This is a genomic window from Streptomyces sp. WAC 06738 (genome assembly GCF_003945505.1).
Taxonomy (GTDB): Bacteria; Actinomycetota; Actinomycetes; order Streptomycetales; family Streptomycetaceae; genus Streptomyces.
Genome location: NZ_CP029618.1, coordinates 3,993,242 through 4,014,372, shown reverse-complemented (window position 1 = coordinate 4,014,372; position 21,131 = coordinate 3,993,242). Strand labels below are relative to the sequence as shown.

Here is a 21,131-nt window from a genome sequence, read left to right as displayed (position 1 = left end):
TTCCGCCCAGCTCGACGAGGAGTTGGTTCCGCATGCCCGCCCCCCTCACGCCCGGCGCGCTCGCCGAGAAGCACCGCCCGATCCTGGACCAGGCGCTGGACGCGATCCGCACCCGCGCCTTCTGGTCGCCGCACCCCGAGCACCCGAAGGCGTACGGCGAGAGCGCGCCCGCGGACGGCCAGGCGGCCTTCGAGGCGCTGCGCGGCACCCGTATCGACCTCGGCCAGCCCGGCACGGACGGCTGGGCGGGGGACGAGGTCTCGCCGTTCGGGCTGGAGCTGGGGATCACGTATCCGCACGCGGACCCGGACGTGCTGCTGCCCGCGATGCGGGCGGCGACGGGGGCGTGGCGGGAGGCGGGGCCGGAGCTGCGCGCGCTGGTCTGCCTGGAGATCCTGGCCCGGATCAGCGCCCGCACCCACGAGTTCGCGCACGCGGTGATGCACACGTCGGGCCAGGCGTTCATGATGGCGTTCCAGGCCGGCGGGCCGCACGCGCAGGACCGCGGCCTGGAGGCCGTCGCGTACGCGTATGCGGAGCAGAGCCGCACGCCGCTGGTCGCCGAGTGGTCCAAGCCGCAGGGCAAGCGTGACCCGCTGCACCTGCGCAAGACCTTCACCGCCGTGCCGCGCGGCGTCGCGCTGCTCGTGGGGTGCAACACGTTCCCGACGTGGAACGGCTATCCCGGCCTCTTCGCCTCCCTGGCGACGGGGAACGCGGTGCTGGTCAAGCCGCACCCGCGGGCCGTGCTGCCGCTGGCGCTGACCGTGCAGGCCGCCCGCGAGGTGCTGACGGAGGCCGGCTTCGACCCGAACCTGGTGTGCCTCACCGCCGAGCGGGACGGCGAGGGCGTGGCCAAGTCGCTGGCGCTGCGCCCCGAGATCAGGATCGTGGACTACACCGGCTCGTCCGCCTTCGGCGAGTGGCTGGAGGAGAACGCCCGCCAGGCGCAGGTCTACACGGAGAAGGCCGGGGTCAACACGGTCGTGGTCGACTCCACGGACGACTACCGCGGCATGCTCGCCAACCTCGCCTTCTCCCTCTCGCTCTACAGCGGCCAGATGTGCACCACACCGCAGAACCTGCTGATCCCCCGCGACGGCATCGACACCGACCAGGGCCGCAAGTCGTACGACGAGGTGGTCGCCGGCCTCGCCGCCGCGGTCGACAAGCTCCTCGGCGACGACGAGCGGGCGGCGGCGCTGCTCGGCGCGATCGTCAACCCGGGGGTGAGGGAGCGGCTGGAGGCGGCCCCGGGGCTCGGCGAAGTCGCCCTGGCCACCCGGGCGGTGGTCCACCCGGAGTTCCCCGGCGCCACGGTGCGTACGCCGGTGATCGTCAAGCTCGACGGCGCGAAGCCGGAGGCCGAAGCGGCGTATCTGGAGGAGTGCTTCGGCCCGGTGTCGTTCGCGGTCGCGGTCGACTCGACGGGGGACGCCGTGGAGCTGCTGCGGCGCACGATCCGCGAGAAGGGCGCCATGACGGTCGGGGCGTACACGACGTCGACGGAGGTGGAGCGCCGGATCGAGGAGGCGTGCCTGGAGGAGCCGGCGCAGTTGTCCTTCAACCTCACCGGCGGGGTGTACGTGAACCAGACCGCGGCCTTCTCCGACTTCCACGGCTCGGGCGGCAACCCGGCGGCGAACGCGGCGCTGACGGACGGCGCGTTCGTGGCGAACCGCTTCCGGATGGTGGAGGTCCGCCGCCCCGCGTAGCCCCGGCACGGGTCGCCGCGAGCCCGGCGGAGATCCGGACGGCACGGCCTATCCGTGCGCCGGGGTGTCCGGGCCGGCGGTCTGGGACCAGTGGTAGAGGGTCATGGCGACGCTGGTGGCCAGGTTGTAGCTGGAGACCTGCGGGCGCATCGGGAGCGAGACGAGCCGGTCCGCGCGCGTGCGCAGGGCCGGGGAGATGCCGTGCCGTTCGGAGCCGAAGGCGAGGAGTGCGCCGGGCGGCAGGCGCAGGGTGCGCAGGTCGTCCCCGGCGGGATCGAGGGCGTAGAGCGGGCCGGGGGCGGCGTCGGGGAGGTCACCGAGCGGAAGGCGGGCGACGGCGGTGGCGTAGTGCAGCCCGGCGGCGCCGCGGACGGCGTTGGGGTGCCAGGGGTCGGCGTCGCCGGTGGTGACGACGCCGGTGGCGCCCATGCCGGCGGCGAGGCGGACGACGGCGCCGACGTTGCCGAGGTTGCGCGGGTTGTCGAGGACGACGACCGGCGCGGAGCGGGGCGCGCGCAGCGCGGCGCGGACGGCGGCCGGTTCCGGCCGGTCGGCCAGTGCGGCGACGCCGGTGGGGTGCCGCCGGGGCACCAGCTCGCGCAGCTCCCGGTCGGGCACTTCGGCGAGCAGGGCGTCGAGGCGGTCGGCGAGGTCGGGGGCGAGTTCGCCGGCGAGCGCGCGGGCGCCGGCGCGGGAGGCGGTGACGGCGATCCGGACCCGGGCGCCGAAACGCAGGGCGTGCTTGAGGGCGTGGAAGCCGTCGAGCAGCACGGCCCGGTCGTCCGCGGCGGCCTCGCGCCACTTCCGTACGACGTCCGCGCTCATGCGCCGAGCCTACGCGTCGCGGCCCGCCGCCCGTCCGCGTGCCCCCTGCGCCCCTCGGGCCCGCAAGCCCTCAGGCCCCGCGGACGTCCGCGGGCGCCTCCGCGGAGTCCGCCTGGGCCGGGATCGCCGGACCGGGATCGCCGGCCCGCGGTGGGTGCTCGCCGGGCGGGGCCGTGCCCGGCATCCTGCCGAGGAGCAGGTTCTTCAGCCCCGTGACCTTGGCGCCCGCCCACACCAGGGCGATCGTCGGCAGGAACACCAGGTCCGCGGAGATCATCGCCGCCGAGAAGAACGGCAGCCCCATGATCACGGCGATCGACGCGTGGTCGATGATCATGACGGTCAGCAGCACGTTCTTCAGCCGCCGGTTGAAGAGCGTGAACGGGAAGGCGACCTGCACGATGACCGTGCCGTAGCCGAGCAGCATGATCACGGCCCCGTTGCCCGCCATCATGTCCGCGAGCCCCGGCCAGGGCGTGAAGTAGTCCAGCTTGAGCGGGTAGTAGACGGCGGTGCCGTCCTGCCAGCGGTTGCCCTGGACCTTGTACCAGCCGGCGGTCGCATAGATGAAGCAGACCTGGGCCATGATCACGAGCAGCCCGGCGTTGTGCGCGAGGTTCGCCAGCACGTCGCAGACCGTCCGCGGCTCGGCGGACCTGGCGCGCCGCGCCGCCCACCACACCGCGTGCGCGACCCACAGACCCCAGAAGATCAGCGCCCAGCCCCAGGTCAGGTGCCCCAGCACGGTCGCGGTGGCCAGCGCGGCGCCGGTCACCGCCCACAGCACCGTCCCGACCCGGTCCCGCGCCGGAGCCGCCGTGCCGAGCTCCGCCTGCCGCCGCGCCCGCCGCGCGTCGAGCGACCACACCTGGCCGCAGCGCGTGATCACCAGGTACGTGGCCATGAGGTGGATGACGTTGTCGCCGCCGTCGCCCATGAAGATGCTGCGGTTCTGGAGCGACAGCACGCCGATCATGAACAGCACCGACGCCGTCCGCGTCCGCCACCCCAGCAGCAGCATCACGCTGGCGGCGATGGCCAGCAGGTAGACGATCTCGAACCAGAACTCGCTGCGCGACCACATCAGCAGCGTGAACGCGTCGGTCTGGCTGATCAGCCGCTTGCCGAGGTCGTAGCTCCACGGCCCGTCGGGACCGTACAGCTCGTGCCGGTGCGGCAGTTCGCGCAGCAGGAAGCAGAGCCAGGTGAACGCGAAGCCGATGCGCACGACGGCCGTCTGGTACGGGCCGAGCGCCCGTGTCGTGACGTGCCCGAGGCCGCGGGTGAGGGCGTCCTCGAAGCGCCGGCGCAGCTCGCTCGCCGAGGGCATCTCGGGGGGCGTGGGGGGGGTGTGCGGTGCCGAGGTCACTGGGCGGTCTCCTCCCACACCTCACGGTCGCTCTCCATCAGGTCCTCCCCCGTGACGATCCACCACGGCAGCTCCCGGTAGACCGGCGCGGTGTCCCACCGCTCGCTGCTCCACGGCGGCGGCGCGATCCGGCGGCTGGTCTGCCGGAGCTGGATCTTCTCGACCCGGCCCTCGTTCAGCACCGGGCCCAGGCGCCGCATCACGATGCGCTTGACGTAGTCCTCGGCGAGGTCGGCGCGGTCGGAGACGGCGCGGTTGTCCTCGTCGTGGGTGTCGGTCCAGTAGTCCCAGCCGCGGCGCAGTTCGTTCTGCACGGTGTGGCTGGGGGCCGGGTTGCCCCTGATGTTCTCGTGGTCCATGGCGGTGAGGTCGACCCAGCCGGTCTCCTCGGTGTCGCCGCCGGGCATCCGCAACTGGGCACGTACCTCGACGTGGATGTTCGTCTGCAGCGGGTTGGGCGCGAAGAGCCGCCAGTTCTGCTCGAACTCGGGGAAGACGATGCGGTCGATCGTCTCGTCGTGCTTCTTGCTGAGCGTGTTGGCCGGGGCGACGTGCAGGAAGCCCGCGCCCAGGTGCACGGTGACGACGCCGACCAGCACCGCGATGGCCAGGGCGACGATGATCCGCGAGACCGGCGACAGCCCGGCGACGCCGAGCACCGGCCGCGGCGAGGCCGCCGCCTCGCCCTCCGCGGGCTCCGCCGGCGCCGCCGCTTCCGCCCCCGTGACGCCCCCGCCGTCGGGTATGCCGGCGCGGCTCTCGTCCGGCTGGCGCGATTCCATAACCCCCGGGCTCCCGTCTCCTCCGGTCCTTAGGACCGGCACGCTACCCACCCCGACCGCCTCCGCGCAGTCTGCGGGGGCAGAAACCGACCTTGACAGGGTAAGGCCGGGCAAGGAGCATGGAACCGAACGATCGGTCGGTAGGGAGGGCACGGGAGCCGAGATGCCGGAGACGATCACCGAAAGAGGCCGCGGGCCGGGAGCCGAGCCGGGTCCCCGATCCCGTACGGGCGCGGGCACGGCGGAAGACGCGCCGCAGGCCACCGCCGCGTTCGAGGCGAAAATCGCCGCGGACGAGCGCATCGAGCCGCGCGACTGGATGCCGGACGCCTACCGCGCGACGCTCGTGCGCCAGATCGCCCAGCACGCGCACTCCGAGATCATCGGCATGCAGCCGGAGGCGAACTGGCTGACGCGCGCCCCCTCCCTGCGCCGCAAGGCGATCCTGCTCGCCAAGGTGCAGGACGAGGCGGGCCACGGCCTGTATCTCTACAGCGCCGCCGAGACCCTGGGCACCGGCCGCGACGAGTTGCTGGACAAGCTGCACGCCGGCCGCCAGAAGTACTCCTCGATCTTCAACTACCCCACGCTCACCTGGGCCGACGTCGGCGCCATCGGCTGGCTCGTGGACGGTGCCGCGATCATCAACCAGGTGCCGCTGTGCCGCTGCTCCTACGGCCCGTACGCGCGCGCGATGGTCCGCATCTGCAAGGAGGAGTCCTTCCACCAGCGCCAGGGGTACGAGCTGCTCCACACCCTCGCGCACGGCACCCCCGGGCAGCGCGCGATGGCGCAGGACGCGGTCGACCGCTGGTGGTGGCCGTCGCTGATGATGTTCGGCCCGCCCGACGACGAGTCGGCGCACTCGGCGCAGTCCATGGCCTGGAAGATCAAGCGCCACTCGAACGACGAGCTGCGCCAGCGCTTCGTCGACATCTGCGTGCCGCAGGCCGAGATCCTGGGCCTGACGCTCCCGGACCCCGACCTGCGGTGGAACGAGGAGCGGGGACAGCACGACTTCGGCGCCATCGACTGGACGGAGTTCAAGGAGGTCCTCCGGGGGAACGGACCGTGCAACGAGCAGCGGATAGGCCGCAGGCGGCAGGCGCACGAGGACGGCGCATGGGTGCGCGACGCCGCCGCGGCGTACGCCGCGAAGCGGGCGCGCGCCGCGGAGTCCGCGGAGGCGGCGGCATGACGGCGCCGGCCGCCGGCGGCGGTGCGGAGCAGGACGCGGCCCCGGGGCGTACGGGCGCGGAGACTGCCCCCGGGTCCGGCGGCGCGGAGGCGGCAGGGGACTGGCCGCTGTGGGAGGTGTTCGTACGCAGCAGGCGCGGCCTGTCGCATGTGCACGCCGGCTCGCTGCACGCCCCGGACGCCGCCATGGCCCTGCGCAATGCGCGCGATCTCTACACCCGCCGCCAGGAGGGCGTCTCGGTGTGGGTCGTGCCGTCCGCGGCGGTCACGGCCTCCTCGCCCGACGAGAAGGACCCGTTCTTCGCCCCCGCCGCCGACAAGCCGTACCGGCACCCCACGTTCTACGAGCTGCCGGAGGGGGTGCGGAACCTGTGAGCACCGCCCAGGACCCGGCCACCGCCGCCCCGGCGCCCCTCGACCCCGCCGCCGCCGCGGGCGCGCTGGCGCTGGGGGACGACGCGCTCGTGCTCTCCCACCGGCTCGCGGAGTGGACCGGCCACGCGCCGGTCCTGGAGGAGGAGGTCGCCCTCGCGAACATCGCGCTCGACCTGCTCGGCCAGGCGCGCACGCTGCTCTCCCTCGTCGGGGACGAGGACGAGCTGGCCTTCCTCCGCGAGGAACGCGCCTTCCGCAACGTGCAGTTGGTCGAGCAGCCGAACGGCGACTTCGCGCACACGATCGCCCGCCAGTTGTACTTCTCCGTCTACCAGGAGCTGCTCTACGGGCAGTTGGCCGCCGCCGGTGAGCCGTCGCCCCTGGCGCCGCTCGCGGCGAAGGCGGTGAAGGAGGTCGCGTACCACCGCGACCACGCCGAGCAGTGGACCCTGCGCCTCGGCGACGGCACGGAGACCTCGCACGCCCGGATGCGGGCGGGCCTCGACGCGCTCTGGCGGTTCACGGGCGAGCTCTTCCGGCCCATCGGGGGCCTGGCGGTGGACTGGGCCGGGCTGGAGGCGGCGTGGCTGGCGGCCGTGGGCGGCGTGCTGGAGCGCGCCACGCTCGGGCTGCCCGAGGGCCCGCGCGGCACCGGCTGGTCGGCCGGGGCCGGGCGCGAGGGCGTGCACACGGAGCCGTTCGGCCGGATGCTCGCGGAGATGCAGCATCTGCACCGCAGCCACCCGGGGGCGTCATGGTGACGGACGCCCCGGGGGACACCCCGCTGGAGGAGCGGCTGCGGGAGCTGGCCGGCAGCGTGCCGGACCCGGAGCTGCCGATGCTGACGCTCGCGGAGCTGGGCGTGGTCCGCGGGGTGCGCAGGACCGGGGCGGCGGCGGTGGAGGTCGAGCTGACGCCGACGTACACGGGCTGCCCGGCCGTGGAGTCCATGGCCGAGGACATCGAGCGGGTGCTGCGCGAGCGCGGCGGGATGGCGGAGGTACGGGTGCGGCGGGTGCTGGCGCCGCCGTGGACGACGGACGACATCACCCCGGAGGGCCGCCGCAAGCTCGCCGAGTCGGGCATCGCCCCACCCCGTACGACGCGCCCCGAGGGCCCGGTCCCGGTCATGCTGAGCCCCCGGCGCGCCCCGGCGACGCCGTCGCCGGGCGACGGGCCGGCCCCGGCGCCGGGCGGTGCCGGCTCCATGAGGCCGGGGGCCACCGCGCCCGTCGCAGGCGTCCCGTGTCCCCACTGCGGCTCCGCCGAGACCGAGTTGCTGTCGCCGTTCTCCTCCACCGCCTGCAAGGCGCTCCGCCGCTGCACCGCCTGCCTGGAGCCCTTCGACCACTTCAAGGAGCTGACGTGACCTCCGCCGCCGCACCCCGGGGGCACGCCGTCTTCCACGACCTCAAGGTCGCCGGCATCCGCCGTCTCACCGACGACGCCGTCGCCGTGACCTTCGCCGTGCCGCCCGAGCTGCGCGCCGTGTACGGCTTCCGGGCCGGGCAGCACGTCGCCCTGCGGATCCCCACCGGCACCGAAGGCGGCACGAGCGACCGGCGGACGTACTCGATCTGCTCCCCCGAGGACCCCGCGCCCGCCGAGCTGACCGTCGGCGTCCGCGAGGTCGCCGACGGCGCCTGCTCGCCGTACGTCAACCGGCGGCTCGCGCCGGGGGAGACCCTGCCCGTGCTCACGCCCGCGGGCCGCTTCGGGCTGCGCGAGACCCCCGTCCCCGGCGGGCGGTACGGCGCGGTGGCCGGCGGCAGCGGCATCACGCCCGTGCTCTCGATCGCCGCGACCCTCCTCGGGCGCGACCCGCGGGCCCGCTTCTGCCTCGTCCGCAGCGACCGCTCGACCGACTCCGCGATGTTCCTGGAGGAGGTCGCCGACCTCAAGGACCGCTATCCCGACCGGCTCCAGGTCGTGCAGGTGCTCAGCCGCGAGGAGCAGCAGGCCGGGCTGGCCGCGGGACGGCTGGACGCGGCGCGGCTGGCGGAGCTGCTGCCCGCGCTGCTGCCGGTGGCGGACGTCGCGGGCTGGTTCCTGTGCGGGCCCTTCGGGCTGATCCAGCAGGCCGAGCGCGGGCTGCGCGGCCTCGGCGTGCCCCGCCGCCGGATCCACGAGGAGATCTTCCACATCGACGACGCCCCGGCTCCCGAGCCCGCCGGCGCCGCGCCCGAGCACAGCACGCTGACCGCCACCCTCGCGGGCCGCTCCGGCAGTTGGCCGCTGCGGCCGGGCGAGAAGCTGCTCGACGCGGTGCTGCGGGCCCGCCCGGACGCCCCGTACGCCTGCAAGGGCGGCGTCTGCGGTACGTGCCGGGCGTTCCTGGTCCGCGGCGAGGTCCGGATGGACCGCAGCTACGCGCTGGAGCCCGACGAGCTGGCCGCCGGCTACGTGCTGGCCTGCCAGTCGCATCCGGTGACCGAGCAGGTGGAGCTGGACTTCGACCGCTGACCGGGGCGGGCCGCGGCCGCGGCCGTCGTCACGACCACGGCCGCGGGCCGGGTCAGAGCACGTGCCCCGCGGCGCCCTTGTCGTCCACGACCGGCCGCCCGGCGGCGGCCCACGCCTCCATGCCCCCGGCGACGTTGACGGCGTCCATCCCCTGCTGCACCAGGTACATCGCCACCTGCGCCGAGCGCCCGCCGGAGCGGCAGATCACGTTGATCCGGCCGTCCTGCGGCGCCGCCTCGGTCACCTCGCCGTAGCGCGCGGCGAACTGGCTCATCGGGACATGCAGGGCGCCCTCGGCGTGGCCTGCCTGCCACTCGTCGTCCTCGCGGACGTCCAGGAGGAAGGCGGTCTCCGTCAGCTCGTCGATGCCGACCGTGGGTACGTGACCAAAGCTCATGCCACGACGCTACCGGACCGCCGCCCGTGCCCGTCCCGGCTCTCTCCGGACCCGGCCCCGGCTCAGCCGCGGGCCAGCTCCGCGAGCGCCGCTTCCTTCTCCGACACCCGCGCCAGCAGCTCCTCGGCGATCTCCTCCAGCAGCCGGTCCGGGTCGTCGGGCGCGAGCTTCAGCATCTGGCCGATCGCGCCCTCCTCCAACTGCTTCGCGACCGACACCAGCAGCTCCTTGCGCTGCGCCAGCCACTCCAGCCGCGCGTACAGCTCCTCGGCCCGGCTGCGCCGGGGCTCCTCGGGCGCGGGCCCGGCCTGCCACTCCGCCTTGAGCGCGGTCAGCGCCTCGACGTCCCCGGAGGCGTACGCGGTGTTCACCCGGGCGATGAAAGCGCTGCGCCGGTCCGACTCGTGCTCGTCCTGGGCGAGGTCGGGGTGCGCCATGCGGGCCAGCTCGCGGTAGAGCCGCCGGGCCTCCTCGCTGGGCCGCACCCGCGGCGGCGGCGACACCGGCCGGCCGGTGAGCATGTCCGCGGCCTCCGGCGAGAGCCCGTCGGAGTCGAGCCAGCCGCCGAAGAGCTCCTCGACTCCGGGCATCGGCATCACCAGCGCCCGCGCCTCGTCGGCCCGGCGCTTGTCCTCCGGGTCACCGGTCCGCTCGGCCCTGGCCTCGGCGATGAGGGCGTCCAGCTCGTCGAGGCGGCTGTACATGGGGCCGAGGCGCTGGTGGTGCAGCCGGGAGAAGTTGTCGACCTCGATACGGAACGTCTCGACGGCCACCTCGAACTCGATGAGGGCCTGCTCCGCGGCCCGTACGGCGCGCTCCAGCCGCTCGGCGCCGGTGTCCTCGCCGCCGTCCGCGTCCTCGGCGTGCTCGCCGCCGGCTGCCCCGTCGGCGCGCGCGTGCTCGTCGTCGGGGGCGTCTGCTCGTCGGGCTCCGCGGGTTCCGTCACCCCGCCAGCGTACGGGGTGGGCCTCCGGGCGGGACGGCCGGTTCCGCGAGGTGTGGCCCGCCGCATACGGCCCCGCCCGCCCCGGTCGCGGTCCGGTCGCGGAAACGGCGGGACCGGCGACGGCACTGCCGTCGCCGGTCCGCTGATCGGGCAGGGGCGGGAGGGCGCGGGCCCGGGGGCTCCGCGGCTCCACCGCCTCAAGAGCCGTCACCGGCTCGGACGTTGACTCAGACGTTGACGCCGAAGTCCTGTGCGATGCCGCGCAGCCCCGAGGCGTAGCCCTGGCCCACGGCGCGGAACTTCCACTCGGCCCCGTTGCGGTACAGCTCGCCGAAGACCATGGCGGTCTCGGTCGAGGCGTCCTCGCTGAGGTCGTAGCGGGCGATCTCGTTGTTGTCGGCCTGGTTGACGACGCGGATGAACGCGTTGCGCACCTGGCCGAAGCTCTGCTGGCGGCTCTCGGCCTCGTAGATCGACACCGGGAAGCTGATCTTCTCGATCTCGGCGGGCACGCCCGCGAGGTTCACCTTCACCTGCTCGTCGTCACCCTCGCCCTCACCGGTGAGGTTGTCACCGGTGTGCTCGACGGAGCCGTCGGGGCTCTTGAGGTTGTTGAAGAAGATGAAGTGCTGGTCCGAGAGGACCTTCCCGTCGGCGCCGAGCAGCAGCGCGCTGGCGTCGAGGTCGAAGTCCGAGCCGGTGGTGGTACGCACGTCCCAGCCGAGACCGACGACGACGGCCGTGAGCCCCGGCGCCTCCTTCGTCAGCGAGACGTTTCCACCCTTAGCGAGGCTGACACCCATGACTTACCCTGCCCCAATCCGGCGCGGGCCGCGCCGCTTGACGAACATTGCTGGGCCCGGCTGACCGCGGCACCCATCGGTGCAACGAGCACCCCGGGACCCCGGTTCCCGCCAGCGTACGGCGACGAATCGGACCTCGTGCCTTTGGGTCTACCACCTTCGCCGATCGCCCCGGAACCCCCCGGGCGGCGCGTTACGCCGTCCGGGCGTTTCACGTGAAACCAGACCCGGGCCGCCCCGCGGCGGCCCGACGCTCCCCTCAACCGTTTCACACATCGCCGACCGGCGCCGTGCTGCCGGGAAAGAGCGCAAGCGCATCCGGGCCCCTCGGCCGCGGCACCCACCCGACGAGCACGGGGCGCGGGGCGCACAACAAAACGACGGAAGGCTCCCCGCACCGGTGACGTGCGTCACCTGGGCCGGGCACCTTCCGTCGATGCCGTCTGTGTGCGCGAGGGGGGAGTTGAACCCCCACGTCCTTTCGGACACTGGAACCTGAATCCAGCGCGTCTGCCTATTCCGCCACCCGCGCAAAGGGTGTGCCGTACGCGACTGGAAGCCGCCCCGGCGTTGTGCTGACGTCAGGAAGACTAGCACGCGGTCCGGGCCCGAATCACATCCGATTTGCCCGCACCGAGGCCGCTCGGGGCCGCGGGTGCGGGACACTGGGAGGAGCCGCCCGTACCATCCCAGGGGACGCCTGGGCGGACGGTGGAGGAGCAGGGCGGGGCGGCCGGCTGGACGGCCGTCCCGACAGGTGCGAGACAGGTGTGAGAGAGGACACCAGGTACCGGCGGCGGGGACCGGGAACCAGTCCATTCCCCCGCGCGTGGATACGATCAGCGTGCAGTTTCGAGCAGCATGTTCGAGGGCCCGGCGGGAAGGCCCGTAGGAGAGGAGGTGCCCCGTGGGAGTACTCAAGCGCTTCGAGCAGCGTCTCGAGGGTCTCGTCAACGGCACCTTCGCCAAGGTGTTCAAGTCCGAGGTGCAGCCGGTGGAGATCGCCGGCGCCCTGCAGCGCGAGTGCGACAACAACGCCACGATCTGGAACCGTGAGCGCACCGTCGTACCCAACGACTTCATCGTGGAGCTGAGCGCCCCCGACTACGACCGGCTCGCTCCCTACTCCGGCCAGCTCGGCGAGGAGCTGGCCGCCATGGTCCGCGACTACGCCCAGCAGCAGCGCTACACCTTCATGGGCCCGATAAAGGTGCACCTGGAGAAGGCCGAGGACCTCGACACGGGCCTCTACCGGATCCGCAGCCGCACCCTGGCGGGCAGCCACTCCCAGGCGCCCGCGCGCGGCCGGCCCGGCGGGGCGCCCACCATGCCCCCGGGACCCGCGGGCCCCGGCAGCTACGGCTCCCAGCCCAGCGACTACGCCGCCTACGGCCGGCCGCCGCAGCACCAGCCGCCGCCCATGCCCGCGGGACCGCCGCCAGGGCCGCCCGGCGGCGCCCCCGCCGGAGCCCCGCCCGGCGGCGCGCGCCGGCTGCGGCACTGGCTGGAGATCAACGGCGTACGTCACCAGATGACCAGGCAGTCGCTGGTCCTGGGCCGCAGCACGGAAGCCGACGTGCGGATCGACGACCCCGGCGTCTCCCGCCGGCACGCCGAGATCCGTACCTTCGACGGCGGCGCGATGGTGCAGGATCTCGGGTCCACGAACGGCATCGTGGTGGACGACCAGCACACCCAGCGCGCTACGCTCCGCGACGGCTCACGCATCCGCGTGGGCAACACCACCGTCCTCTACCGGCAAGAAGGGTGAAGCGGGGCCGATGTCAGAGCTGACCCTGACGGTCATGCGGCTGGGTTTCCTCGCCGTACTGTGGCTGTTCGTCATCGTCGCCGTACAGGTCATCCGCAGCGACCTGTTCGGCACCCGGGTCACCCGGCGGGCGGCGGCCGCCCAGGACCGGCCGCCGCCGCGGCCGCAGGCGCCGCCGCAGGACGCCAGGGGCGGCCGCGGCGGGCGCCGGGGCCAGCGCGGGGCCCCGACCAAACTCGTGGTCACCGAGGGGTCGCTCACCGGCACCACCGTCACCCTGCAGGGGCAGACCATCACCCTGGGACGGGCCCACGATTCGACAATCGTGCTGGACGACGACTACGCCTCCTCGCGGCATGCCAGGATCTATCCGGACCGTGACGGGCGCTGGATCGTGGAGGACCTCGGTTCCACCAACGGCACCTACCTCGACCGGACCCGGCTCACCGTGCCGGTGCCGATCCCGCCCGGCGCACCGATCCGGATCGGCAAGACCGTCATCGAGCTGCGGAAGTAGAAGACCATGACCGGAGGGCGGGCACCATGCGGATGTACCCGGAGCCGACCGGCGAGGTGCGCATGAGCCTCTCTCTGCGCTTCGCCGCCGGGTCGCACGAGGGCATGATCCGTGACCACAACGAGGACTCCGGCTACGCCGGTCCCCGGCTGCTCGCCATCGCCGACGGCATGGGCGGCCAGGCCGCCGGCGAGGTCGCCAGCTCCGAGGTCATCTCCGTCATGGTCGCCCTCGACGAGGACGTCCCGGGCTCCGACCTGCTCACCGCGCTCGGCACGACCGTGGAGCACGCCAACGACCGGCTGCGCCGCATGGTCGAGGAGGACCCGCGGCTGGAGGGCATGGGCACCACGCTCACGGCCCTGCTCTGGACGGGCCAGCGGCTGGGCCTCGTGCACGTCGGCGACTCCCGCGCGTACCTGCTGCGCGACGGTGCGCTGACGCAGATCACCAAGGACCACACCTGGGTGCAGCGGCTCGTCGACGAGAACCGCATCACCGAGGAGGAGGCGACCACCCACCCGCAGCGCTCGCTGCTCATGCGCGCGCTCGGCAGCGGCGACCAGGTCGAGCCCGACCTGTCCATCCGCGAGGTGCGCGCCGGCGACCGCTACCTGGTCTGCTCCGACGGCCTGTCCTCCGTGGTGAGCCACGAGACGATGGAGAACACCCTCGCCGGTTACGCCGGGCCGCAGGAGACGGTGCAGGAGCTGATCGAGCTCGCGCTCCGCGGCGGCGGCCCGGACAACATCACCGTCATCATCGCCGACGTCCTCGACGCCGCCGACGACGACACCATGGCCGGCCGGCTCAACGACGCCCCCCTGGTCGTCGGCGCCGTCGCCGAGAACCAGCACCAGATCGACACCGCCGGCATGCAGACCCCGGCCGCCCGCGCGGCGGGCCTGGGCCGGCCCACGCCCCCGCAGGCCGGCGGCTTCGGCCCGGCCGGCGACGGCGGCGACCCGTACGGGCTGTCGTACAACGACGAGGACTTCGTCAAGGCCCCGCCCCGCTTCAAGTGGCTCAAGCGCGGGCTGCTGATCGCCGTGGTCCTCGGCGGGCTGGGGTTCGGCGGCTACAAGGCGTACGACTGGACTCAGTCCCAGTACTACGTGGGCATGAAGGACGACCACGTCGCCGTCTACCAGGGCATCGACCAGAAGCTCGCCTGGATGAGCCTCTCCTCCGTCCACCAGGACCACCCGGACATCGAGCTGAAGTACCTCCCCACGTACCAGCAGAAGCGCGTCGAGGACAACATCGCCGAGGAGAGCCTCGGCGACGCCCAGGCGAAGGTGGCCGACCTCCAGGAGCAGGCCGACGTCTGCCGTACGGTCGCGGAGGCCGAGGCCGCCGACTCCCGTGCGCGGGAGGAGGAGCGGCGGCAGCAGGAGCAGGAGAAGCAGAACCCCGACAAGCAGGGCGACGCAGGGGACAAGGCCGGAGACAGCGCGGGGGACGAGAAGGCCGAGTCGCCGGCACCCGGAGCCTCGTTGACCGAGGAAGAGCAGAAACTGGCGAGGCAGTGCCCGAACCAATAACCCGTTGGGGGGCGGACCGTACATGAGCAGCAGCCACACCAGCACCATCAGTTCGGTGGCTGCGCCCAGTCGGCGCAACACAGAGCTGGCGATGCTCGTCTTCGCCGTGCTGATCCCGGTCTTCGCGTACGTGAACGTGGGTCTGGCGAAGGAGGACACCGTCCCCGCCGGCGTCCTCGGCTATGCGGCGGGGCTCGGCTGTCTGGCCGCCGTCGCGCACCTGGTGGTACGGAAGTTCGCCCCGTACTCCGACCCGCTGCTGCTGCCGATCGCCACCCTTCTCAACGGCCTGGGCCTGGTGCTGATCTGGCGCCTCGACCAGGAGCCGTCGCTCACCACGCCCGCGCTCGGCGGCCCGATGGCGCCCGGCCAGCTCATGTGGTCCGCGGTCGGCGTCGGGCTCTTCGTCGTCGTGCTGCTCTTCCTCAAGGACCACCGGGTCCTGCAGCGTTACACGTACATCTCCATGGCCGCGGCGCTGGTCCTGCTCATCATGCCGATGGTGCCGGGCCTGGGCGCGAACGTGAACGGCGCCCGCATCTGGATCCGCATCCCGGGCCTCGGCTCGCTGCAGCCGGGCGAGTTCGCGAAGATCGTCATCGCGGTCTTCTTCGCCGGCTACCTGATGGTCAAGCGGGACGCGCTCGCCCTGGCCAGCCGCCGCTTCATGGGGCTGTACCTGCCCCGCGGCCGCGACCTCGGCCCGATCCTGGTGATCTGGGGCCTCAGCCTCATGATCCTCGTCTTCGAGACCGACCTCGGCACCTCGCTGCTCTTCTTCGGCCTCTTCGTGATCATGCTCTACGTGGCCACGGAGCGCACGAGCTGGATCGTCTTCGGCCTGCTGCTCTCCGCACTCGGCGCGGTGAGCGTGGCCTCCTTCAACAGCCACATCGGCGACCGCGTCGACAACTGGCTGAACCCGCTGGCACGCAGCCCCGTCAACGACGGCGTGACCGAGACCGCCCAGGCGATGTACTCCTTCGGCTCCGGCGGCCTCTTCGGCTCCGGCCTCGGCCAGGGCTTCTCGCGCCTGATCGGCGGCATCGCCACCAAGAGCGACTACATCCTCGCCACCGTCGGCGAGGAGCTGGGCCTCACCGGCCTCATGGCGATCGTCGTCCTCTACGGGCTCCTCATCGAGCGCGGGATGCGCACGGCCCTCGCCGCCCGCGACCCGTTCGGCAAGCTGCTCGCGGTCGGCCTCTCCGGCGCGTTCGCGCTGCAGTGCTTCGTCGTCGCCGGCGGCGTCACCGCGCTCATCCCGCTCACCGGCATGACGATGCCGTTCCTCGCCCAGGGTGGCTCCTCGGTCATCGCCAACTGGGCACTGATCGCGATCCTGCTGCGCATCAGCGACACCGCGCGCAGGCCGGCACCGGCGCCCGCACCTTCGCCCGACGCCGAGATGACCCAGGTGGTACGCACATGAACAAGCCACTCCGCCGCGTCGCCGTCTTCTGCGGCCTGCTGGTGATAGCCCTGCTCGTCCGGGTCAACTGGATCCAGTTCGTCGAGGCCGACGAGCTGCGCAACCACGAGGACAACCGGCGCGTGGCCATCGAGCGCTACGCCCACCCCCGCGGCAACATCATCGTCGGTGACAAGGCGATCACCGGCTCGACCGAGACCTCGGGCAGCGACTTCAAGTACAAGCGCACCTACAAGGACGGCCCCCTGTGGGCCCCCGTCACCGGCTACGCCTCCCAGGCGTTCGGCGCCAACCAGTTGGAGGCGCTGAACGACGGCATCCTCACCGGCAACGACGACCGGCTGTTCTTCAACCGCACGATCGACATGATCACGGGCAAGGACAAGAAGGGCGGCAACGTCGTCACCACCCTCGACGCGAACGTGCAGAAGGCCGCGTTCGAGGGCCTGGGCGACCGCAAGGGCGCCGTCGCCGCCATCGACCCGGAGACCGGCGCGATCCTCGGCCTGGCCAGCAGCCCCAGCTACGACCCGTCCTCCTTCGCGGGCAACTCCAACAAGGACTCGGAGAACTGGGTCGCGCTCAACAAGGACAAGGACAAGCCGATGCTCAACCGGGCGCTGCGCGAGACGTACCCGCCCGGCTCCACGTTCAAGGTCGTCACCGCCGCGGCGGCGCTGGAGAGCGGCAAGTACGACATGGACGAGTCGACCGGCGCCCCCGAGACGTACAAGCTGCCGCTGTCGACCAACACCCTGGGCAACGAGGTCAAGGGCGTGTGCGAGGACGCCACCCTGCGCGAGGCGCTGCAGTGGTCGTGCAACTCCGTCTACGCGATGATCAGCGACAAGGTCGGCAACGAGGGCATGATCGAGATGTCCGAGAAGTTCGGCTTCGGCAACTCCGAGCTGGACACCCCGGTCCGCGCCGCCGAGAGCATCTACCCGGAGATGGACCGCCCGCAGAACGCCATGGGCGGCATCGGCCAGGCGTCCAACCGCGCGACGCCGCTGCAGATGGCGATGGTCGCCTCGGCCGTCGCCAACGACGGCGAGCTGATGAAGCCGTACATGGTCGAGAAGCTGGTCGCGCCGAACCTCAACGACATCGAGGTGACGCAGCCGCAGACGCTGAGCGAGCCGCTCTCCGGCGAGAACGCGCAGAAGATGCAGCAGATGATGGAGACCGTCGTCAACGAGGGCACGGGCTCCAACGCCAAGATCGACGGGGCCACCGTCGGCGGCAAGACGGGTACCGCGCAGCACGGCATCGACAACCGCGACCTGCCGTACGCCTGGTTCATCTCGTACGCCAAGGACCCCGACAGCGACAAGCAGATCGCCGTCGCCGTCGTCGTCGAGGACGCGAGCGCGAACCGCGACGACATCTCCGGCGGCGGCGTCGCGGCGCCGATCGCGAAGAGCGTCATGGAAGCCGGTCTGGGGCGGTAGCGGACCGCACGCAAGCGGGACGCAGGCGGGGAACGAAAGGGTGAGGAGTGGAGCGGCGGGGGATGTCACCCGGGGGGAGTGCCGGGAAAGTGACCGCATGAAGGGAACCGCGGAGCGGGTGCGCGGCGTCACCCGATAGCGGTCGGATACCGGTCGGATATCGGCTGACGGTCTGGCCCGAACGGTGTCATCCGCGCCCGGTACGGTATGCCGAGCAGCACGAGCCGGACACCCCGTGCCGGTGCTCCACTTCACCACGGGAGCAGGAACGGAAGAGGGCTGGGAGTAGCTATGGAAGAGCCGCGTCGCCTCGGCGGGCGGTACGAGCTGGGCCAGGTGCTCGGCCGCGGCGGGATGGCCGAGGTGTACCTCGCCCACGACACCCGCCTCGGCCGTACGGTCGCGGTCAAGACGCTCCGCGCCGACATGGCCCGCGACCCCTCGTTCCAGGCCCGCTTCCGCCGCGAGGCCCAGTCCGCGGCCTCCCTGAACCACCCCGCCATCGTCGCCGTGTACGACACCGGCGAGGACTACATCGACAGCGTCTCCATCCCGTACATCGTCATGGAGTACGTCGACGGCTCCACGCTGCGCGAGCTGCTGCACTCCGGGCGCAAGCTGCTGCCCGAGCGCACGCTGGAGATGTGCACGGGCATCCTCCAGGCCCTGGAGTACTCGCACCGCAGCGGCATCGTCCACCGCGACATCAAGCCGGCGAACGTCATGCTGACGCGCACCGGCCAGGTCAAGGTCATGGACTTCGGCATCGCCCGCGCGATGGGCGACTCCGGCATGACGATGACGCAGACCGCCGCGGTCATCGGCACCGCGCAGTACCTCTCCCCCGAGCAGGCCAAGGGCGAGCAGGTCGACGCCCGCTCCGACCTGTACTCGACGGGCTGCCTGCTGTACGAGCTGCTGACCGGCCGGCCGCCGTTCGTCGGCGACTCCCCGGTGGCGGTGGCGTACCAGCACGTACGCGAGGAGGCGCCGCCGCCGAGCACGTTCGACCCCGAGGTCACGCCCGAGATGGACGCCATCGTGATGAAGGCGCTCGTCAAGGACCCGGACTACCGGTACCAGAGCGCCGACGAGATGCGCGCCGACATCGACGCCGCGCTGGAGGGCCTGCCCGTCGCGGCGGCCGCCGCGATGGGCGCCGTCGGCTACGGCGGCGACACCCCGACCACCGCCATGACCCCGCAGAACGGCTACGGCACCACGATGCTGCCGCCCGCGCGGGACGACGACGGCGGCATGGGCTACGACGGCGGGCAGGGCCGCCGCCGGCAGCAGAAGCGCAGCGGCGCGACGTCGACGGTGCTGCTGATCCTCGCCGGCATCCTGGTCCTCGTGGGCGCCATCTTCATCGGCAAGTCCATCTTCGGCGAACAGGGGGCGGACCCGGTCACGGTGCCGAACGTCGTCGGCGACAAGTTCTCTGACGCCCAGAACGCCATGAGCAACGTCAAGCTCACCCTGACGAAGTCCGGCGAGGAGCGCTGCGACGAGCCCAAGGGCACCGTGTGCAGCACCAGCCCGGCGGCCGGCGAGGACGTCGACCGCGGCTCGACGGTCACGGCGGTCGTCTCCAAGGGCTCGGGCACGCAGAAGGTCACCGTCCCGAACGTGGAGGGCGTCGACGCCGACGAGGCCGAGGACACCCTGCGGGAGGCGGGCTTCGACGTCGAGCAGGAGGACCAGGAGTCCAGCGAGCCGGAGGGGCAGGTGCTGAGCCAGGACCCCGAGGGCGACACCAAGGCCCCGAAGGGCGCCACCGTGACGCTCACCGTCGCGGTCGAGCCGGAGGAGACGGAGCCGGCGACGATCAACATCCCGCGGGTCATCGACCTCTCGTACGAGGACGCGAAGTCGACCCTGGAGGGCCAGGGCTTCGTCGTCTCGCGCACCGAACAGCAGACGGCCGACGCCGCTCCGGAGACGGTCATCGCGCAGAGCCCGGAGGGCGGCACGGCGGCCACGGAGGGCGACACGGTCACGGTGACCGTCGCCGTCGAGCCGGACGAGCCGTCGACGGTGGCGGTGCCGTCCGACCTGGTCAACAAGACGGTCGGGGAGGCGAAGGCCCAGTTGCAGGGCATGGGCCTGGTCGCCGGCTTCATCCCCGGCGCCCCCTCGGACGACGCCGCGATCGTCATGGCGCACGACCCGCCGGCGGGCACCGAGGTGGAGCCGGGCAGCACCGTGAACCTGGTCACGCGGCCCGGCGACGGCGAGTAGGGTCCCCGGGCCGGGCTCCCGGCCGCGTAGATCAGCGCGATGCGAGCGACCCCGCCGAGCGGGTAGGCTGGGTGCCGCTTCGGGGCCTTAGCTCAGTTGGTAGAGCGCTGTCTTTGCATGGCAGATGTCAGGAGTTCGACTCTCCTAGGCTCCACGACCCGCACCCGCGGACGGGGTGCAGGGGAACGCCCTCCGGAAGGGATCTTCCGGAGGGCGTTCCCCTGCGTGGGGAAGGCGTCCCGGTGGTGACGGCCGCGGCGGCTCCGGCGTGATCGACGCCACCCGGGCCGGCGGCCGGAGCGTCACCCGCCGTCAGAGGTCGTCCTCGCGTTCGTAGTACGCGCGGCCGGTGTCCGTGGGCTCGCCCGCCTCCGAGCGGGCCGTGCCGCCGCCCTCGGCGTCCATGTCCGCCGCCGCCCGGCGGGCCTCGGCGTCCGCGTCGCGGTCGGCGTCGGCGCGGTCGATGCGGGTCTCTCGGTCCATGTACTCGGTGTCGTCGACGATCCGGGTGGTGGAGGCGTCGCTTCCGGGTTCCGTGGCCTCCGGGGGCTCGACCATCCAGTCCGGGTTGACCTGGCGGTCCCACCAGCGCCAGACGGCGACCGCCGCGGCGCCGAGGGCGCCGACGACGGCGGTGCGCTTGACCGTACGGCCGACGGCCGCGCGACGCTGCCGCCTGCGCGCCAGCCGGTCGATCTCCGCCGGGCTCACCTCGCCGCGCAGCGCCGACAGCGCCGCGGTGCCGCGGGCGGCGGCCTGCCTGGTCGCGGGGCCCGCGGCGGCCTTCGTCGCGACGGCCGCGGCCTTCGTCGCCGCGGCGGCGCCCAGGACGCGCGGGGCCGCGTACGCCGCCGCCCCGCGCGCCCGGCGGGCCATGCCGGAGGCGGTCCTGTCCAGTTCGCCGGGCACCGCCTGGCGCACCTTCCGTACCTGGGGCTCCAGGTGGGCGCCGTACGCCACCTGGGCGTTCGCGGCCATGTCGGAGACCATCGGGCGGAAGCGCTCCAGCGCCTCGTGCGCCATGTGGGCGCATTGGTCCCTGGCGGTGGCGGCGTACGGCGCCACCGCCTCGGCCGCCTGCTGCACGCTCTGCTTCGCCGTGTCAGTGGCCGTGCGCGCACCGTTCTTGCGGGTCACGGATCTCTCCTTCGTACGGGCCGGGTGGCACTGTGCGCCTCTTCACCTGCGTACAGATCATGCCCGGATTCAACCTTTTAAGCATGTTATGTCACGCCGATCACTTGGCAGGAGGCTGGGGATCGCCCGGGCGGGCGTGCGAGGATCGGGGGACGCAAATGAATCC

Annotated in this window: 19 protein-coding genes and 2 tRNA genes; 13 read left to right on the top strand and 8 right to left on the bottom strand. The window is 72.7% G+C overall.

All coding sequences use genetic code 11. The features are described from left to right. The first annotated feature begins 32 nt into the window (after positions 1-32). Entirely contained in the window at positions 33-1,715 is a 1,683-nt protein-coding gene (paaN, locus tag DMB38_RS17355; RefSeq protein WP_125935951.1) for a phenylacetic acid degradation protein PaaN, read from the top strand. 48 nt (positions 1,716-1,763) lie between these two features. On the opposite strand, the gene DMB38_RS17350 is transcribed toward paaN, so the two are convergent. The 3 genes from DMB38_RS17350 to DMB38_RS17340 all read right to left on the bottom strand — a co-directional run bounded on the left by DMB38_RS17350 (position 1,764) and on the right by DMB38_RS17340 (position 4,691). Further along, positions 1,764-2,540, bottom strand: a complete 777-nt coding sequence (locus DMB38_RS17350) for an RNA methyltransferase (RefSeq protein WP_125935950.1) — start codon at positions 2,538-2,540, stop codon at positions 1,764-1,766. 70 nt (positions 2,541-2,610) lie between these two features. Beyond that, positions 2,611-3,870 (bottom strand): HTTM domain-containing protein, encoded by a 1,260-nt coding sequence (locus tag DMB38_RS17345; RefSeq protein ID WP_240662326.1) that lies wholly within the window; start codon positions 3,868-3,870, stop codon positions 2,611-2,613. Between the two features lie 35 nt (positions 3,871-3,905). Continuing rightward, a complete protein-coding gene (locus DMB38_RS17340; protein WP_125935948.1) occupies positions 3,906-4,691 on the bottom strand; it encodes a DUF5819 family protein in 786 nt (261 codons plus the stop codon). Positions 4,692-5,010: 319 nt separating this feature from the next. Between DMB38_RS17340 and paaA the strand changes: the two genes are divergently transcribed. From paaA to DMB38_RS17315, 5 genes are all read left to right on the top strand, one after another. Then, a complete protein-coding gene (gene paaA, locus DMB38_RS17335) occupies positions 5,011-5,889 on the top strand; it encodes a 1,2-phenylacetyl-CoA epoxidase subunit PaaA (protein ID WP_346429541.1) in 879 nt (292 codons plus the stop codon). 107 nt (positions 5,890-5,996) lie between these two features. After that, the gene (gene paaB, locus DMB38_RS17330) at positions 5,997-6,263 is read left to right on the top strand and encodes a 1,2-phenylacetyl-CoA epoxidase subunit PaaB (protein ID WP_047020129.1); all 267 of its coding nucleotides are present in this window, start codon (positions 5,997-5,999) and stop codon (positions 6,261-6,263) included. Further along, the gene (gene paaC / locus DMB38_RS17325; RefSeq protein ID WP_125935946.1) at positions 6,260-7,024 is read left to right on the top strand and encodes a 1,2-phenylacetyl-CoA epoxidase subunit PaaC; all 765 of its coding nucleotides are present in this window, start codon (positions 6,260-6,262) and stop codon (positions 7,022-7,024) included. Before paaB ends, paaC begins: the two co-directional genes overlap by 4 nt. Beyond that, entirely contained in the window at positions 7,018-7,632 is a 615-nt protein-coding gene (locus tag DMB38_RS17320; RefSeq protein WP_125935945.1) for an iron-sulfur cluster assembly protein, read from the top strand. The genes paaC and DMB38_RS17320 overlap by 7 nt, the downstream gene beginning before the upstream one ends. Then, on the top strand, positions 7,629-8,726 hold the full coding sequence (locus DMB38_RS17315; RefSeq protein WP_125935944.1) for a 2Fe-2S iron-sulfur cluster-binding protein: 1,098 nt from the start codon (positions 7,629-7,631) through the stop codon (positions 8,724-8,726). Before DMB38_RS17320 ends, DMB38_RS17315 begins: the two co-directional genes overlap by 4 nt. A 52-nt stretch (positions 8,727-8,778) precedes the next feature. Here DMB38_RS17315 and DMB38_RS17310 read toward each other — a convergent pair whose 3' ends face one another. The 4 genes from DMB38_RS17310 to DMB38_RS17295 all read right to left on the bottom strand — a co-directional run bounded on the left by DMB38_RS17310 (position 8,779) and on the right by DMB38_RS17295 (position 11,404). Further along, positions 8,779-9,123, bottom strand: coding sequence for a rhodanese-like domain-containing protein (locus DMB38_RS17310; RefSeq protein ID WP_047016830.1), 345 nt, complete (start codon positions 9,121-9,123; stop codon positions 8,779-8,781). Between the two features lie 62 nt (positions 9,124-9,185). Further along, a complete protein-coding gene (locus DMB38_RS17305) occupies positions 9,186-10,280 on the bottom strand; it encodes a hypothetical protein (protein ID WP_240662322.1) in 1,095 nt (364 codons plus the stop codon). 16 nt (positions 10,281-10,296) lie between these two features. Further along, positions 10,297-10,872, bottom strand: coding sequence for a TerD family protein (locus DMB38_RS17300; RefSeq protein WP_047016828.1), 576 nt, complete (start codon positions 10,870-10,872; stop codon positions 10,297-10,299). Between the two features lie 448 nt (positions 10,873-11,320). Further along, positions 11,321-11,404 (bottom strand) — tRNA-Leu (locus DMB38_RS17295). Between the two features lie 375 nt (positions 11,405-11,779). Here DMB38_RS17295 and DMB38_RS17290 point away from each other — a divergent pair. The 7 genes from DMB38_RS17290 (at position 11,780) to DMB38_RS17260 (ending at position 19,982) form a co-directional block, all read left to right on the top strand. Further along, entirely contained in the window at positions 11,780-12,643 is an 864-nt protein-coding gene (locus DMB38_RS17290; RefSeq protein WP_047016827.1) for a DUF3662 and FHA domain-containing protein, read from the top strand. Positions 12,644-12,653: 10 nt separating this feature from the next. Then, complete coding sequence (locus DMB38_RS17285) at positions 12,654-13,160, top strand: FHA domain-containing protein (RefSeq protein ID WP_047016826.1); 507 nt, start codon at positions 12,654-12,656, stop codon at positions 13,158-13,160. A gap of 26 nt (positions 13,161-13,186) precedes the next feature. Further along, positions 13,187-14,704 (top strand): PP2C family serine/threonine-protein phosphatase, encoded by a 1,518-nt coding sequence (locus DMB38_RS17280; protein ID WP_125935943.1) that lies wholly within the window; start codon positions 13,187-13,189, stop codon positions 14,702-14,704. Between the two features lie 22 nt (positions 14,705-14,726). Beyond that, positions 14,727-16,136, top strand: coding sequence for an FtsW/RodA/SpoVE family cell cycle protein (locus DMB38_RS17275; RefSeq protein ID WP_125935942.1), 1,410 nt, complete (start codon positions 14,727-14,729; stop codon positions 16,134-16,136). Further along, positions 16,133-17,587, top strand: a complete 1,455-nt coding sequence (locus DMB38_RS17270; protein ID WP_125935941.1) for a penicillin-binding transpeptidase domain-containing protein — start codon at positions 16,133-16,135, stop codon at positions 17,585-17,587. The genes DMB38_RS17275 and DMB38_RS17270 overlap by 4 nt, the downstream gene beginning before the upstream one ends. A gap of 291 nt (positions 17,588-17,878) precedes the next feature. Beyond that, positions 17,879-19,828, top strand: a complete 1,950-nt coding sequence (gene pknB, locus DMB38_RS17265; protein ID WP_125935940.1) for a Stk1 family PASTA domain-containing Ser/Thr kinase — start codon at positions 17,879-17,881, stop codon at positions 19,826-19,828. Between the two features lie 81 nt (positions 19,829-19,909). Beyond that, positions 19,910-19,982 (top strand) — tRNA-Ala (locus DMB38_RS17260). 158 nt (positions 19,983-20,140) lie between these two features. On the opposite strand, the gene DMB38_RS17255 is transcribed toward DMB38_RS17260, so the two are convergent. Continuing rightward, positions 20,141-20,965, bottom strand: coding sequence for a DUF5324 family protein (locus tag DMB38_RS17255; RefSeq protein WP_125935939.1), 825 nt, complete (start codon positions 20,963-20,965; stop codon positions 20,141-20,143). Positions 20,966-21,131: the final 166 nt, after the last annotated feature.